Raw genomic sequence first — 14,458 nt, forward strand, 5'->3', positions numbered from 1 at the left:
TTTTTATGTTTCTACTTTCTGAAAACCTTGGCGAAAATCCAGATAATGATGGCGATTATAAAAACCACAATAAATATCCCGACTCCTATTCCGGCTTTAAAAATATCTCCAATAAGTTCGCAGCTTGTAAATGAAAATAGTATCACGAATACCATTAACCATTTTGTGATTTTATTTTGCATGATTTTGCTGTTTTTAATGTTTTAAAAAGAATTTAGTATTCTAATTATCGTAGAATAAAATTACTTTAATCAGCAAAAAAATGTCTTATATAATTTTAGCGAAAAGTTTTAATATTTGAGGATTTGTTTCCTTCAATTATCATAAGTCAGATTTAAGTTCGGAATTAATTTTGAATTTTTATTTTGACTGATCCATTGATCGAAACTTTTTGTTCGAATCCAATGTCCATTCTTTTTCTCGTATAAATCTTTTCCTCCTTGGCCACCTAGTAAGCAATTGCAATCTTCCTGAAATTCAATAATTACTTTTTTTCTATCTGCTGAAATGAGAGGAAATGAAATATGATATAAAATCCCTTGATCGCAAATTGTATCAACTGAGGTGAATTCAAATGCTTTTTGCCTTTTTTTATACCACTTCAATTTGTTTGGTTTTATTTTCAAATCCTTGAAAATTTCATTTTGTTCGTCAATGAATTCTAAATCTTCTTCAGTAAACTGCTTTTTATAATCCTGTGTTAACTTAATGTTTTTGAATTTCCAACACGCCTGATAAATTGGTAAGCTGTCGTCTACTATAATTTCATTTATGATAGTGTAAACTTCGTTTTCTGTCAAATCCGGAGTTGATTTGCAAGAACTAAGAAAGATTGTATTTAAAACCGAAAAGATGAGAAATGTTTTTTTCTTCATAATAATTGAATAGCTTAGATTTGATTAAAACCATTAATAGAGTTATAGTTTCTGTAATTTTACTCTCCAATTGTCCCAGTTTTAACTTCTCCAACTCGTTTATAATTGGTAAAAATCACTCCTCTTGAAGTAACCGTACTTTCAATTAATTCAAATGTTACCGGAAGCACATTATCATCAAACAACTTTTTTCCTTTACCCAAAACCAACGGATGAATCTTAAGCCAAAGTTCATCAACTAAATCATGCTGAAGCAAAAGTTGTACAAGTGTTGCACTTCCCCAGACTTTAATGTCTCCGCCTTCTGAATTTTTGAGTTTTTTGATATCTTCTATAGTGGAAAGAAATTCGGAGTTTTCCCAATTTGAACTTTTTCTGGTGGAAGACAAGACGTATTTGGTAGCTTCATTAATTCCCGGCCAGCCTTCTGCATGTTTGGGCCAATATGCTTCAAAAATATCAAATGTTTTTCTGCCCAAAAGAATATCGGCAGGTTTCATTTGTTCCGGCATGATTTTACCATTAAATTTCATCGCTTAAAGGTGCCACCCAGCCTCCATATTCAAACCCGCCCGAAGTGTCTTCTTCCGGACCACCAGGTGCCTGCATTACGCCATCAATTGTAATCATGGATAAGACATTATTTTTCTCATGATGTTTGGTGTTTTTATTGTTTAATCAAATATAAGAAGTTTCAATAAATCTTTGAAACCAGAAAGATTTATTCGTTCGATTAACAGTTTTATAAATAAAATATGCGTTCCACTATGTACTATGTTAAAATTATTTTTGAGACAAAGTTGCCAATAATTCTTCTAAGCTTTTCAGTGTCATCGTAAATCCTTCTTTAAAGCCCATTTCAATCATTTGTTCCATTCGCTCAAGCGATTCGTTATAAATGGTAATCACTACTTTTGTATTTTCGTTTTGGGCTGTAAAATTCAAATCCCATTCAGAGCCAGGCAGTTGAAGGTTTTCATCTTTATCAGCAAAAGCATTATAGAATTTAAAATTAGTTTTTGGACTTATAGATTTATATTGCTGAACGGCCCAATGTTCTTGCCCTTCCGGACTTACCATGGCGTAAAATCTTCGTCCGCCTTCCTCAAAATTCATCACTTTTGTTTTAGATGCCCATGGTTTTGGTGCCCACCATTGGTCGAGTATTTCCTGTTTGGTGTACGCATCCCAAACCAAAGCCAATTCTGCTGCAAATTCTTTTACAATGGTTACTGTTTTGCTTGGTTTGTCAACAGTAAAATCAAATACTAAATTTTCCATCTTTCTATTTTTTAATTGTTACTAATAATTCGTCAAGCTGATTGAATCTGGTCTGCCAAATTTCCCTGTATTGGCTCAGCCATTGGTCAATTTCTTTCATTTTTTCAATTTCAAGGGAGTAATAAATTTCTCTGCCTTGTTGCTCTTGTCTTACTAATTCGCATTCTGTCAAAATGCGAAGATGTTTAGAGATCGCTTGTCTTGTAGTATTAAAATTTTCAGCAATGGCATTTGGTGTCATCGCTTGTAAGGCAATCAAAGATATAATAGCCCGCCTTGTTGGGTCGGCTATTGCCTGAAAAATGTCTCTTCTCATTTGTTGTAAATTTTATTTACGAAATCAATTGGCTGCAAATATATATGCAACTTTTTGGTTTCACAAATATTTATTGAGTTATTTTTAATTAGTTAGAAAAGAAATGTAAGATTATTAGTTTTTGGGTGAACCAAGAGCAAGAGCCATCGGCTCGATAAATATTGTAGAGCTGGTTTTAATCCAGTTTATTTAGATATGAAAATAAGAAAGAGCCGTAGGTTCGAAACATTTTAATTTAATATGATTCGTTCCTATGGAACTCTTTCAGATGATGTTAAATTTTACAACGGATTGAAATCCGTCGCTACAATATGATTGATTCCCAAGGAGATTTTAATGTTTGTAAAGTTGATATGCTTTGTAGGCACGGAAAGAATTTCCTCACTATTTTTTAAAAACCTGAGCAATCTGGATTTCTTGAACAATACAAACTACGATTCTTCATCAATATTAAAGTCCTTTACCAGGAGTTCCAAATTTTTAATCCATTTAGTCCACATTCTTAAAGATAATAGAATAAATTGAATCGCAACAACTACACTAAATATCAATATTAGTCCTTTTTCTTTTGTAAAATTTATTATTGACGTAAAAAAAATAACTATTGAGATGCTATATAGAGATGTGATAATTACTGAAGAAATTGATAGTAGCTTTATTCTCATCAAATAATTCTGGAGGGATAGTTTTAAATTAGCCTCTCTGATAGGTCTTGTTATGGAAATATAACCAATGACATCATTGAAAATGTATAATAATAAGCCAACTACTAATGACAGATTCGCATAAAATGGTTTTTTGTCTCCATCGAACCAGTCATAATAAATAAATAAAAAGAATGATAGGACAATTACCTCAATAATCAGTTTTGTTCTTATTTTTTTTATTGATGGGTGATTGACAATCTTAGTCATTAGTCGCAAGTCTGCTTCGCTTTTGAAATCTTTACCAGCGTTTTTCCAGTCTGATTTTAAGTCATTTAGTTCCATGATTTTTATTTTAGTATTTGTTTCAATTTATTTTTAATTCTGTTTAATCGTACACCTACATTAGTATCACTTAGTCCTGTTATTTCTGCAATTTCCTTATAATTGAAGTCTTCCAGATAAAGAGATATGACCGCTTTCTCCGAATCATTTAATTTTCGCAAAGCCCAAAACAATCGTTCCTCATTTTCTGAAATTGTCCTTTCGGAAGAGGGATGAATATGTTCGGGAAATTCTTCATAATAATCAATAAATATTTTTGATTTTCGATAAGTAGCGATAGCAGTATTTAGAGCAATCCTGTATATCCACGAACTTATTTTAGATTCTCTTTTGAAGCCTGGATAAGATTTCCAAAGCTGATAAACGATTTCCTGGAATAAGTCTTCCTGGTCTTCTCTATTATCCCGATATAATTTGCAAATCTTATATATTATTTTTTGATTTTCATGGATCAGTCCTAAAAATTCCGTTTCCATATTATCGTTTTTTTTTAGTCATTAAGAATTTCTTCATACCGTTTTGAAATTAAGTTATATAATGCATAAGTTGCTTAATTTGCGGAAAATATTACAAGGGGGTATAAAATAATTTTAGTGTCTAAAAAGGAGAGTACTCAATTTTACGTCCACTACAACTATGTGAGCCTATAAATTGCACTTTCTGCCGAAGACTGTATTGAGGTGCAGTGTGACAGTTTAAAAAAGTGTGCAACTTAATTTACGATAAGACATGTATTCAATTTTTAAAAATAGCTTTGGATGACATATTTCAGTTTAGCTAAAATAGAAAAGTTTTCATTGATTAATTGATTAAGAGATACTTCCAAACGTAAAGATGTGTCAATTTTTAAAAAAATATTTCCCCGCCCAACACCCCAACAAATAAATTCTGATTTTGTATATTTGCCCAACCAAACATCACACTTAATTATGAGCCAAAAAGTATTACTTAATTCAAAAGAAGTTACTATCATACTCCATCGTTTGGCTTGTCAGTTAATCGAAAAACATCTTGATTTTTCAGATACTATTTTAATCGGAATTCAGCCGAGAGGCGTTTTTTTAGCGGAACGTTTAAAACAAATATTACAGAGCGAATACAATACTCCCGAAATTTCTTTAGGATATTTAGACATCACTTTTTTTAGAGATGACTTTCGTCGTACGGATAAACCACTTGAAGCCAATAAAACACAAATCAATTTTATAGTCGAAAACAAAAAAGTCATTTTTATCGATGACGTTTTGTTTACCGGACGAAGCATTCGTTCCGCCTTAACCGCAATTCAGTCTTTTGGGAGACCTTCGGAAATTGAATTGCTAGTGTTAATCGACAGACGTTTTAGTAGAAACCTGCCAATTCAGCCCGATTATCGTGGCCGTCAGGTAGATGCCATAAATAATGAAAAAGTAAAAGTAAGCTGGAAAGAAAATGAAGGCGAAGATGTCGTTTACCTCGTTACAAATTAAGTTGAATCGTAAAATTAAAAACAATTAAACAGTTCAACGATTAATAAATAAACAAACAAAAATGAAAGAATTAAGCGTAAATCATTTATTAGGAATTAAATACATCAATGAGAATGATATTAACCTAATTTTTGAAACGGCAGATCATTTTAAAGAAGTCATTAACAGGCCCATTAAAAAAGTTCCTTCATTACGAGATATTACCATTGCTAACATTTTCTTCGAAAACAGTACCAGAACCAAACTTTCTTTCGAATTAGCTCAAAAACGTTTATCGGCAGATGTGATTAGCTTTTCAGCGGCACAGTCATCCGTTAAAAAAGGAGAAACACTTATTGATACTGTAAATAATATCCTTTCCATGAAAGTTGACATGGTTGTAATGCGCCACTCCAATCCCGGAGCGGCTTATTTTTTATCCAAAAATGTCAAAGCCAGTATCGTAAACGCCGGCGACGGCGCACACGAACACCCAACGCAGGCCTTATTGGATAGTTATTCAATCAGGGAAAAACTGGGCGATGTAGCCGGAAAAAAAGTGGTTATTGTAGGTGATATTCTGCATTCAAGAGTTGCTTTATCCAACATATATGCTTTACAGATGCAAGGTGCAGAAGTTAAGGTTTGTGGGCCAAAAACCCTGATTCCGAGATATATCGAATCACTTGGAGTTACGGTTGAACCAAATTTACGAAAAGCATTGGAATGGTGCGACGTTGCCAATATGCTTCGTGTACAAAACGAACGTATGGATGTGAACTTTTTCCCTTCAACACGTGAATATGCTCAGCAATACGGAGTCGATAAACCATTATTGGATTCTCTTGGAAAAGAAATCGTAATCATGCACCCGGGTCCCATCAACAGAGGAGTAGAAATCACTTCTGAAGTAGCCGATTCTGATCATTCAGTGATTTTAAATCAGGTGGAAAACGGGGTAGCGATTAGAATGGCGGTTATTTATCTTTTGGCTTCTAAGATTCAGTAATTTTTTAGTTTTCAGTCCCCGGTCACACTTTTCAGTTTTTGACTTTTTCTTTAACGAGTTGTTATCCTGAGCGGAGTCGAAGGCTTGTCAGGTAAAAAAGGGCTTCGACTCCGCTCTGCCTGACAACAGAGCTTTTAAGAGATATTACCCTGAGCGAAGTCGAAGGCTAGTTCGTTAAAAAAGGCTTCGACTCCGCTTAACCTGACAGAACTGAGACAGAAAACTAAAATTTTCGACTGCGAACCGCGACTGAATACTGAAAACTGATACTGAAAACTGATACTGAAAATTGCAACAGAAAACTAAAAACTTTGTACCTTCGCTCTCAAATTATTAATTTTATATAAGTCCCAAAAATTATAAAATGAAAGTAGATCAAAAAGGACATACCGTTATAATTAAAGACACTCAGGGAGATTTCAAATCTTTCCTTGATAAAGTTACGCAGCAGTTTAAGACCTTTGAAAAACAAAATATTATTATCGATTTAACTTCGGATTCTAATTTATCCGAAAATGATCTGAAACTTTTTTTACCTCTTTCCAAACAACAGAAGAAAGCTAAGAAATCATTTGTAATTGTGGTTTTGGATTTTGATTTCAATGCTGTTTCTGATAAATTAACTGTAGTTCCATCACTTTTGGAAGCACATGATATTATCGAAATGGAAGAAATTGAAAGAGACCTTGGGTTTTAATTGTCGATTTTAGAGTTCAGAGTTCAGATTTTAGATTTTGAATATTGGAATCTAAAAAAATACTAAATCTAAAATCAAAAAGCTATAATGAAGTTAACCATACTTGGCTGTTATGCAGCAACTCCCAGAACATTTACCAACCCGACTTCGCAGGTATTAGAGATTAAAAGCAGACTGTTTTTGATTGATTGTGGTGAAGGGACTCAGGTTCAGCTCCGAAAGAATAAGATTAAATTCTCAAAAATTAATCACATTTTTATCTCACATCTTCATGGAGATCATTTATATGGATTGATTGGAACAATTTCAACCTTTTCATTGCTGGGAAGAACCACCGATTTACATGTTTACGGACCAAAAGGTGTTAAAGAGCTTATTTTATTGCAATTAAAACTCACAGAATCATGGACAACCTATAATTTGTTTTTTCATGAACTTGAGTCAAAGGAAAGTGAAATTGTATTTGAAGATCAAAAAGTTATAGTAAAAACAATTCCACTAAAACACAGGGTTTACACAAACGGATTCCTTTTTCAGGAAAAACCAGGGGATAGAAAGCTAAATGTAGATGCTGTTCAAAACTATAATATTCATACCGCTTATTATCAAAAGATAAAAAACGGAGGAAATATCATGCTTGATGACGGAACAGTTATTGAAAACGAAAAGTTGTCTTTTGACCCAATTGCTCCAATGAGTTATGCTTTTTGTTCAGATACCGTTTATCACGAAGCCATTATTCCCATTATAGAAAATGTAGACGTATTGTATCATGAGTCTACATTTTTGGAATCAGAAGCGATTTTAGCCGAAAAAACATTACATTCAACTGCTAAAGAAGCTGCAACAATTGCTTTAAAAGCAAATGCAAAACAATTAATTTTAGGACATTATTCAACAAGATACGAAGGGATTGAGCGCTTTAAAGAAGAAGCTGAAACCGTTTTTTCAAATGTCCTTTTGGGGAATGACGGCGTTTCGTTTGAATTTTAGCATTGTAAAAAGTACAATTTAATAGTTGTATTCCATTTTACAGGTATTTTACCTTTCACATCTTACAATTAACTTGTAACAAAAAAGAAAAAATGAACGATTTAAGCAATTATAGAAAATCTTACGAGAAAAGTGAATTATTGGAAACCTCGATACCAGAAGATCCAATTAACCTTTTTAACCGGTGGTTTCACGAAGTAGAAGATTTTGGTGGAAGTGGAGAAGTAAATGCAATGACCATTTCAACCATTGGATTAGATGGTTTTCCAAAATCGAGAGTGGTTTTATTGAAAAAATTTTCTGAAGAAGGATTTATTTTTTATACAAATTATAATTCTGAAAAGGGAAAAGCGATTGCGGCAAATCCGCATGTATGTTTGTCTTTTTTCTGGCAGGAAATGGAGCGCCAGGTTATTATAAAAGGTATTGCACAAAAGACGTCTGAAAATATATCAGATAATTATTTCGATTCACGTCCTGAAGGAAGTAAATTAGGTGCTGTGGTTTCTAACCAAAGTGAAGTAATTCCATCAAGAACTTTTTTAGAGGAAAATTTAAAAAAGCTGGAAAATGATTTTAAAGGCAAGTCAATATCAAGACCGGAACATTGGGGAGGATATTTAGTAACGCCCTTAGAAGTAGAATTCTGGCAGGGAAGGGCTAATAGACTGCATGACCGAATTTCTTATAAAAGCCAGTCTGATTTTACTTGGAGCATTGAGAGATTAGCTCCTTAAAAAGTAAGAATTTTACATGTTAAATTGAAATAAGAATGTATTTTGTCGATTAAATTTGTTGTTTTGACGATAATTTTGTTTTTTTGAAGTGTAAATTAATTACGTTCGATATTAGAAATGAATTTTTCCTAGAATTCGGCTTTACATGTAACCTAATTATTTTATAAAGAAATTGTTTCAGATAATGTTGCTTAGCCGTTGTTCCTATTTTTAATTTAGTGTTCAACAGAGTCCGTTGAAATAAGTAATTCGTCTAGATCTGAAATCCTAACAGAGTATATGTAAAATGTTTCAGAATTAGAAGTATTGGTATTCATAAATGAGTATCGTGTAAGAATTGGACTGAATGCTTTGGTAACAGTTAATGATATTTTTTTTAAATCAGAGGAACACGATATTTATATGATGACAAATAAAGTCGTTAATCATAATGATTTTTGTAGGCCGGTCGAAGAACATTATCGCTGTTTTTGGAGCTAAAAATGTTGGAGAAAATAGAGCAATATTACTATCAAAGCCCTTAGTGTTTAAAAGCGGGGTTAGATAGCCCACTCATAAACAAAATAGCGAAGGAGATTATACGCATTTTGGTATTACTGTTAAAATTGATGCAGAAACTGGTAAAAAAAAAGCACCAGTATTTTGCAAAAATTTAGGAAGAAAGTTAGTATTCAGGTTTAGTTATTAAGTCGTTGTAAAGGTCATAATTTACAACGACTTATTTTTTAAACGATTGGGTAATCCTGACTTCTGTATTGGAATGCTTTACCTAATTTTTGCGGTTTATCATAGTCACCGTTTTCATTGATAATGAGCTTAAAAAGATCAGACTGGCCAATGCTTCCGGACATATCAGAAGCAAAATATAAAGCTTTTTCATCTGAGCTAAGTACAGGATCAGCAGTACTGTAATTGTTGCTGCCGAAGGAAAGCTTTTTAATATGAGTCCATTTACCTCTTTTGAGAATTGCTTTGTAAATTTTGATAAAAGTAATTTTGTCTTCATTTTTTCATTTTTTTCCATCTTATATTATTATTAAGGGTGAAATAAATTATTTTTTCGTCTTTTGTAAGAACGGGAAATGATTCATGAAATTTAATATTCATTACAGTGCTGAATTTCTTCACTTTAGCAGAAACTTCATCTGTAACCTACAGATTGGTATAATATTCACCCGCCCATTTGTTTTTTCGTTATGAAAAGTTACCCGTATCCCTCTGCCTGAAGCAAGATAGATTTTGTTTGTATTATGATTACATTAAAATTTTAACATTAAATCTATGAATCAAAGTTATATAGATTGGTTTAATTATGTTTTTTTTATCTGTAACTAACCATAAAAATCGTTTAAATGCGTTTTTTTGTTAGAAAATCTTCTTAAAACGTTTTTTTAAATAGAATTATAACAAGTTAAAGTGTTGATTTTTTTTTACTTTATCAAGAAGGATTATAGATTTAATTTTTAATTTAACTATATGTTTTTGAGTTATTTGTAGTTCTTTTTTTGTGATTTTAATAGTTTCGGTTAAGTGATTGTTTTAATTGAGTAAGCAATACTTTTGGTTCTAATATTTATTTTTGAATTGGTATTAAAATTTAAGCCATTATGTTAACACAATTAAAAAATGATAGTCTATTGAAATTTCTTTTGTAAATTAGAAATTGAATTACTTCTGTTGGTATCTATCCTTAAAAATATCTTTTATGAAAAATTTAATCTTAATACGGCATGCAAAATCAAGTTGGGATGCACCTTTAAAGGACTTTGACAGACCTTTAATGAAAAGAGGAATTTTGGATGCCCATAGTGTTTCGGGCGTAATTACAAACTTTTTACCCAAGACCTATATAATCTGGAGCAGTACAGCAGCAAGGGCTTCTGAGACTGCTATTATTTTTGCTCAAAATTTATCTTATCCAATAGAAAGTATTTTATTCAGGGACGAATTGTACACTTTTGATGACAGACATCTTGAAAAAGTTATCAAATCATTTGATAATAGTGTAGAAAGCGTTATTCTTTTTGGACATAACGAGGCTATTACAAATTTTGTTAATAAATTTGGGGATGTTTTTATTGAAAATGTACCTACTTCCGGTTTTGTCTCTTTGCAATTTGAAGAGGATAGCTGGGATAAAATAAATAAAGGCAAAACCCATAAAACAATTTTCCCCAAAGATTTAAAATAAACAACGTGCACGAACAAAAATTTATAGACAGAGAAAAAAGTTGGTTAGCGTTTAATGCAAGAGTACTTCAGGAAGCAGCAGATAATACTGTTCCATTATTAGACAGACTACGATTTGTTGGAATTTTTTCAAACAATTTAGACGAATTTTTCAGGGTTCGTTATGCAGCAATACGAAGGTTGAGCCTTTCCGGAATTTCAGGTGAAAAATATCTTGGAGGTGTTTCTGCTCAGCAATTAATAAAAGATATTACCGAAATCGTCATTCAGCAACAGTCTGAAAGTTTACGCATTTTAAGTAACATTGAATCAGAACTCGGGGATGAAAATATTTTTATCATCACAGAAGATGAAATTACTAAAGATCAGGAAAATTATTTAAAAGACTTTTTTGTTCAAAAATTAAGTCCTGAATTAGTAACGATTATATTAAACGATTTAGCTGAATTTCCGGTTCTTAAAGATACTTTAGGATATTTGGCTGTTCGATTAGAAATGAACAAAAATGATGAAATTCGTTATGCTGTAATAGAAATTCCAAAAACGATTAACAGGTTTGTGGTTTTGCCTTCAAATGATGATAAACACTATGTTATTTTAATCGATGATGTTATTCGGCATAATCTCAAAAATATCTTTAATATTTTCGATTACAAAAGTGTTTCGGCGCACATGATTAAAATTACACGGGATGCGCAGTTGGATATAGATAGTGATTTGAGTAAAAGTATGCTCGAAAAAATTGCATCATCTGTTAAAGACAGACGAATCGGGGAGCCAGTCCGTTTTATTTACGACAGCCAGATTGAAGAGGATACCCTGCATTTTTTTCTGGATAAAATGAAAATCGTAGAAACAGACAGTATTATTCCGGGTGGCAGATATCACAATCGTCGTGATTATATGAATTTTCCAAATTTAGGAAGATATGATTTGCTTTATAAACCGAATGAACCCTTACCAATTCCAGGTTTAAGTTTAGAGGGAAGCATTTTAGAGAAAATCAGTAAAAAAGATTATTTGCTGCACGCTCCCTATCAGTCATTTTCTTATCTGACAAAGTTCTTGCGTGAAGCAGCTTTAGATCCCAAAGTGACCAGTATAAAAATTACCTTATATCGTTTGGCTAAGAATTCCCAAATTATTAGTTCTCTTATCAATGCTGCAAAAAATGGTAAAAAGGTGACGGTTCAAATCGAACTACAGGCCCGTTTTGATGAAGCAAGCAATATTTCTTATGCAGAACAAATGCAAACGGAAGGAATTAATCTTATTTTTGGAATTAAAGGACTGAAGGTACACAGTAAAATTTGTGTAATTGAAAGAGTTGAAGACGAAAAAACACGTCGCTACGGTTTTGTTTCAACAGGCAATTTTAATGAAGCTACGGCTAAAATTTATACTGATGTAACACTTTTTACCTGCAATCAGGGTATTCTAAAAGACATTGCAAAAATATTTGAATTTTTTGATATCAATTACAGGGTACATCGCTATAAGCACTTAATTGTTTCGCCACATTACACCCGAACCAAGTTTATAAAACTGATAGACCGTGAAATTTTGCATGCCCTTGCCGGGAGAAAAACCCACATAAAATTGAAAATGAATAGTTTATCTGATTTTAAAATGATCGATAAGTTGTACGAAGCAAGTAATGCCGGGGTGAAAATTCAGCTTCAGGTAAGAGGAATTTGCTCTTTAATTCCGGGAATCCCTGGAATGAGCGAGAATATTGAAGCAATTAGTATTGTAGATAATTATCTGGAACATTCAAGGGTTTATATTTTTGGAAACGCCGGGTTAACCGAAGTATATATTTCATCTGCCGATTTCATGGGCCGAAATCTTGACGGAAGAGTAGAGGTTACTTGTCCAATTTATGATTTGTCCATTAAAAAAGAATTGATCGATAATTTTAATCTTGCATGGAAAGGGAATGTAAAAGTGAGATATCATTCTTATAAACTAGATAATAAGTACAAAGCCCGAAATCATCATGCTCCTTTCAGGGCACAGTTGGAAACCTATAAATATTACCAGAATAAAATCAAAATACCGGAAGAGGCTGTTCAAAAAACAAATTAATACCACAAATTTTAAATTTCAAATCATAAAGTGAGCATGATTAAAATAAAAAAATACGCAGCAATAGATATCGGTTCAAATGCCATGAGGTTACTGATATCGAATGTTGTAGAACAAGAAGGCAAAGACCCTCAGTTTAATAAAAGTTCGCTTGTTCGTGTACCAATTCGTCTGGGGCAGGATGCCTTTACCGTTGGTGAGATTTCGGCTGAAAATATTGACAGAATGGTTGATGCCATGAAAGCATTTAACCTGTTAATGAAAGTTCATAAAGTAGAAAGGTATAAAGCTTATGCAACTTCGGCAATGCGTGAGGCATATAATGCTAAGGAGGTTGTGGAGCTGATAAAGAAAAAAGCAGATATAAAAATTGAAATTATTGATGGAAAAAAAGAAGCAGCTATCATTGCTTCGACCGATTTACATCATTTGCTTAAAACTGATTTAACATATCTTTTTGTTGATGTTGGTGGTGGAAGCACCGAGTTTACTTTGTTCTCTGATGGTAAAATGATCAATTCAAGATCTTTCAAAGCAGGAACGGTTCGTTTACTGAATGATATGGTTCACGATGTAGTTTGGGATGAGATCGAAAAATGGATCAAAGCCAATACCAAAGATTATGAAGAAGTTACACTTATTGGTTCAGGAGGAAATATTAATAAGTTATTTAAAATGTCTGGAAAGCAACAGGAAAAACCACTTTCATACATTTATATCAGTTCGCAATATGCTTTTTTAAATTCTTTGACTTACGAACAAAGAATCGCCGAGCTAGGTTTAAATTCAGATCGTGCAGACGTAATTATCCATGCAACACGCATTTATCTGAATGCAATGAAATGGAGCGGGGCAAGACAGATTTATGTTCCAAAAATTGGACTTTCTGACGGAATCGTAAAAGCTATGTATTACGGTAAAATTTAAATTTTAAAAAAACACACCATAGATTTATGGTTTTCAGATCTGTTGAAAATAAATTAATTCTTAGAACAGTATTTTAAAATGAATAAAACCAGACTAGAAGCTTTTAGCGACGGGGTATTAGCTATTATCATTACTATTATGGTTTTGGAAATTAAAGTGCCTCACGGGTATCAATTTGCAGATTTAAAACCGCTTATCCCAAAGTTTTTGAGTTATATCATAAGTTTTATTTATGTTGGAATTTACTGGAATAACCACCATTATTTGCTTCATGGCTTATCTAAAGTAAATGCAAAAATCCTTTGGGCAAATATGCATTTACTCTTTTGGCTTTCCTTAATTCCGGTAGCTTCAGGATGGATGGGGGAGCACAATTTCGCACAGCCATCTATGACTTTGTACGGACTTGTTTTGTTTTTATCGGCAATTGCCTATTTTATTTTACAAAATGTTATAATTAGCAGCGAAGGCGAAAATTCTGCTCTGGCAAAGGCGATAAAGAAAGATTTGAAAGGCAGGATTTCAACCGTTTTGTATATTGTAGGTATCGTTTTCTCCTTTTACAATGAATGGATCTCAGGTGCTGCTTATCTTATTGTAGCCTTTTTATGGCTTATTCCGGATAAAAGGATAGAAAAAGTTTTTGCCGCAAAAGATTAATTCAGGATTTAATGAAAGCTGTTCTCCTGTCAAATCCGTAATTTCTCTTCGTGCGCTCAAAAAAAGACATTTTTTACTAAAGGAAATTAGGGTTGTACTGAATTTTTTATCGAAAAAAAATGATTCTGCTTTCTTTTTTGTGGATCATAAAGGAGATGAAGTGTATCACGTTTTTTTGTTTCCGCAGATTTAGCAAATCAGGAAGATTATAATTGTTGGATGAAATTGAACAGAATCTTTTAGGTACT

17 protein-coding genes are annotated in these 14,458 nt (G+C 32.6%); 9 read left to right on the plus strand and 8 right to left on the minus strand.

Annotated features, from left to right (window positions below; all coding sequences use genetic code 11):
* Positions 1-11: 11 nt before the first annotated feature.
* The 7 genes from DMB65_RS22185 to DMB65_RS16100 all read right to left on the minus strand — a co-directional run bounded on the left by DMB65_RS22185 (position 12) and on the right by DMB65_RS16100 (position 3,937).
* On the minus strand, positions 12-182 hold the full coding sequence (locus DMB65_RS22185) for a hypothetical protein (protein WP_165834974.1): 171 nt from the start codon (positions 180-182) through the stop codon (positions 12-14).
* A 132-nt stretch (positions 183-314) separates the two neighbouring features.
* Complete coding sequence (locus DMB65_RS16075) at positions 315-875, minus strand: hypothetical protein (RefSeq protein WP_110307652.1); 561 nt, start codon at positions 873-875, stop codon at positions 315-317.
* A 59-nt stretch (positions 876-934) separates the two neighbouring features.
* On the minus strand, positions 935-1,408 hold the full coding sequence (locus DMB65_RS16080) for a dihydrofolate reductase family protein (RefSeq protein ID WP_230470699.1): 474 nt from the start codon (positions 1,406-1,408) through the stop codon (positions 935-937).
* A 250-nt stretch (positions 1,409-1,658) separates the two neighbouring features.
* Entirely contained in the window at positions 1,659-2,156 is a 498-nt protein-coding gene (locus DMB65_RS16085) for an SRPBCC family protein (RefSeq protein ID WP_110307653.1), read from the minus strand.
* Positions 2,157-2,160: 4 nt separating this feature from the next.
* Positions 2,161-2,472, minus strand: a complete 312-nt coding sequence (locus tag DMB65_RS16090) for an ArsR/SmtB family transcription factor (RefSeq protein ID WP_110307654.1) — start codon at positions 2,470-2,472, stop codon at positions 2,161-2,163.
* A 431-nt stretch (positions 2,473-2,903) separates the two neighbouring features.
* The gene (locus DMB65_RS16095) at positions 2,904-3,461 is read right to left on the minus strand and encodes a hypothetical protein (protein ID WP_110307655.1); all 558 of its coding nucleotides are present in this window, start codon (positions 3,459-3,461) and stop codon (positions 2,904-2,906) included.
* A 5-nt stretch (positions 3,462-3,466) separates the two neighbouring features.
* A complete protein-coding gene (locus tag DMB65_RS16100; protein WP_110307656.1) occupies positions 3,467-3,937 on the minus strand; it encodes an RNA polymerase sigma factor in 471 nt (156 codons plus the stop codon).
* A 453-nt stretch (positions 3,938-4,390) separates the two neighbouring features.
* Between DMB65_RS16100 and pyrR the strand changes: the two genes are divergently transcribed.
* The 5 genes from pyrR to pdxH all read left to right on the plus strand — a co-directional run bounded on the left by pyrR (position 4,391) and on the right by pdxH (position 8,345).
* Positions 4,391-4,930, plus strand: coding sequence for a bifunctional pyr operon transcriptional regulator/uracil phosphoribosyltransferase PyrR (gene pyrR, locus DMB65_RS16110; RefSeq protein WP_110307658.1), 540 nt, complete (start codon positions 4,391-4,393; stop codon positions 4,928-4,930).
* Positions 4,931-4,991: 61 nt separating this feature from the next.
* The gene (locus DMB65_RS16115; RefSeq protein WP_029273654.1) at positions 4,992-5,918 is read left to right on the plus strand and encodes an aspartate carbamoyltransferase catalytic subunit; all 927 of its coding nucleotides are present in this window, start codon (positions 4,992-4,994) and stop codon (positions 5,916-5,918) included.
* 364 nt (positions 5,919-6,282) lie between these two features.
* Complete coding sequence (locus DMB65_RS16120) at positions 6,283-6,615, plus strand: ribonuclease Z (protein ID WP_110307659.1); 333 nt, start codon at positions 6,283-6,285, stop codon at positions 6,613-6,615.
* A gap of 87 nt (positions 6,616-6,702) precedes the next feature.
* On the plus strand, positions 6,703-7,608 hold the full coding sequence (locus tag DMB65_RS16125; RefSeq protein ID WP_110307660.1) for a ribonuclease Z: 906 nt from the start codon (positions 6,703-6,705) through the stop codon (positions 7,606-7,608).
* 92 nt (positions 7,609-7,700) lie between these two features.
* Positions 7,701-8,345: a pyridoxamine 5'-phosphate oxidase gene (gene pdxH, locus DMB65_RS16130; protein ID WP_110307661.1), complete on the plus strand. Its 645-nt coding sequence runs from the start codon at positions 7,701-7,703 to the stop codon at positions 8,343-8,345.
* A gap of 769 nt (positions 8,346-9,114) precedes the next feature.
* On the opposite strand, the gene DMB65_RS16140 is transcribed toward pdxH, so the two are convergent.
* Positions 9,115-9,369: a hypothetical protein gene (locus tag DMB65_RS16140; protein WP_110307662.1), complete on the minus strand. Its 255-nt coding sequence runs from the start codon at positions 9,367-9,369 to the stop codon at positions 9,115-9,117.
* A 681-nt stretch (positions 9,370-10,050) separates the two neighbouring features.
* Here DMB65_RS16140 and DMB65_RS16145 point away from each other — a divergent pair.
* From DMB65_RS16145 to DMB65_RS16160, 4 genes are all read left to right on the plus strand, one after another.
* Complete coding sequence (locus DMB65_RS16145; protein ID WP_110307663.1) at positions 10,051-10,536, plus strand: SixA phosphatase family protein; 486 nt, start codon at positions 10,051-10,053, stop codon at positions 10,534-10,536.
* Between the two features lie 5 nt (positions 10,537-10,541).
* Complete coding sequence (gene ppk1, locus DMB65_RS16150; RefSeq protein ID WP_110307664.1) at positions 10,542-12,623, plus strand: polyphosphate kinase 1; 2,082 nt, start codon at positions 10,542-10,544, stop codon at positions 12,621-12,623.
* A 36-nt stretch (positions 12,624-12,659) separates the two neighbouring features.
* Complete coding sequence (locus DMB65_RS16155; RefSeq protein WP_110307665.1) at positions 12,660-13,550, plus strand: Ppx/GppA phosphatase family protein; 891 nt, start codon at positions 12,660-12,662, stop codon at positions 13,548-13,550.
* A gap of 78 nt (positions 13,551-13,628) precedes the next feature.
* Positions 13,629-14,210, plus strand: a complete 582-nt coding sequence (locus tag DMB65_RS16160) for a TMEM175 family protein (RefSeq protein ID WP_110307666.1) — start codon at positions 13,629-13,631, stop codon at positions 14,208-14,210.
* The last annotated feature ends 248 nt before the right edge of the window (positions 14,211-14,458 follow it).

The sequence above is a fragment of the Flavobacterium cheongpyeongense genome (assembly GCF_003202435.1).
GTDB lineage: Bacteria > Bacteroidota > Bacteroidia > Flavobacteriales > Flavobacteriaceae > Flavobacterium > Flavobacterium cheongpyeongense.

Coding starts and splice junctions, on each gene's coding strand:
- DMB65_RS22185 (WP_165834974.1), bottom strand. CDS start 182: ATGCAAAATAAAATCACAAAATGGTTAATGGTATTCGTGATACTATTT.
- DMB65_RS16075 (WP_110307652.1), bottom strand. CDS start 875: ATGAAGAAAAAAACATTTCTCATCTTTTCGGTTTTAAATACAATCTTT.
- DMB65_RS16080 (WP_230470699.1), bottom strand. CDS start 1,408: ATGAAATTTAATGGTAAAATCATGCCGGAACAAATGAAACCTGCCGAT.
- DMB65_RS16085 (WP_110307653.1), bottom strand. CDS start 2,156: ATGGAAAATTTAGTATTTGATTTTACTGTTGACAAACCAAGCAAAACA.
- DMB65_RS16090 (WP_110307654.1), bottom strand. CDS start 2,472: ATGAGAAGAGACATTTTTCAGGCAATAGCCGACCCAACAAGGCGGGCT.
- DMB65_RS16095 (WP_110307655.1), bottom strand. CDS start 3,461: ATGGAACTAAATGACTTAAAATCAGACTGGAAAAACGCTGGTAAAGAT.
- DMB65_RS16100 (WP_110307656.1), bottom strand. CDS start 3,937: ATGGAAACGGAATTTTTAGGACTGATCCATGAAAATCAAAAAATAATA.
- pyrR (WP_110307658.1), top strand. CDS start 4,391: ATGAGCCAAAAAGTATTACTTAATTCAAAAGAAGTTACTATCATACTC.
- DMB65_RS16115 (WP_029273654.1), top strand. CDS start 4,992: ATGAAAGAATTAAGCGTAAATCATTTATTAGGAATTAAATACATCAAT.
- DMB65_RS16120 (WP_110307659.1), top strand. CDS start 6,283: ATGAAAGTAGATCAAAAAGGACATACCGTTATAATTAAAGACACTCAG.
- DMB65_RS16125 (WP_110307660.1), top strand. CDS start 6,703: ATGAAGTTAACCATACTTGGCTGTTATGCAGCAACTCCCAGAACATTT.
- pdxH (WP_110307661.1), top strand. CDS start 7,701: ATGAACGATTTAAGCAATTATAGAAAATCTTACGAGAAAAGTGAATTA.
- DMB65_RS16140 (WP_110307662.1), bottom strand. CDS start 9,369: ATGGAAAAAAATGAAAAAATGAAGACAAAATTACTTTTATCAAAATTT.
- DMB65_RS16145 (WP_110307663.1), top strand. CDS start 10,051: ATGAAAAATTTAATCTTAATACGGCATGCAAAATCAAGTTGGGATGCA.
- DMB65_RS16155 (WP_110307665.1), top strand. CDS start 12,660: ATGATTAAAATAAAAAAATACGCAGCAATAGATATCGGTTCAAATGCC.
- DMB65_RS16160 (WP_110307666.1), top strand. CDS start 13,629: ATGAATAAAACCAGACTAGAAGCTTTTAGCGACGGGGTATTAGCTATT.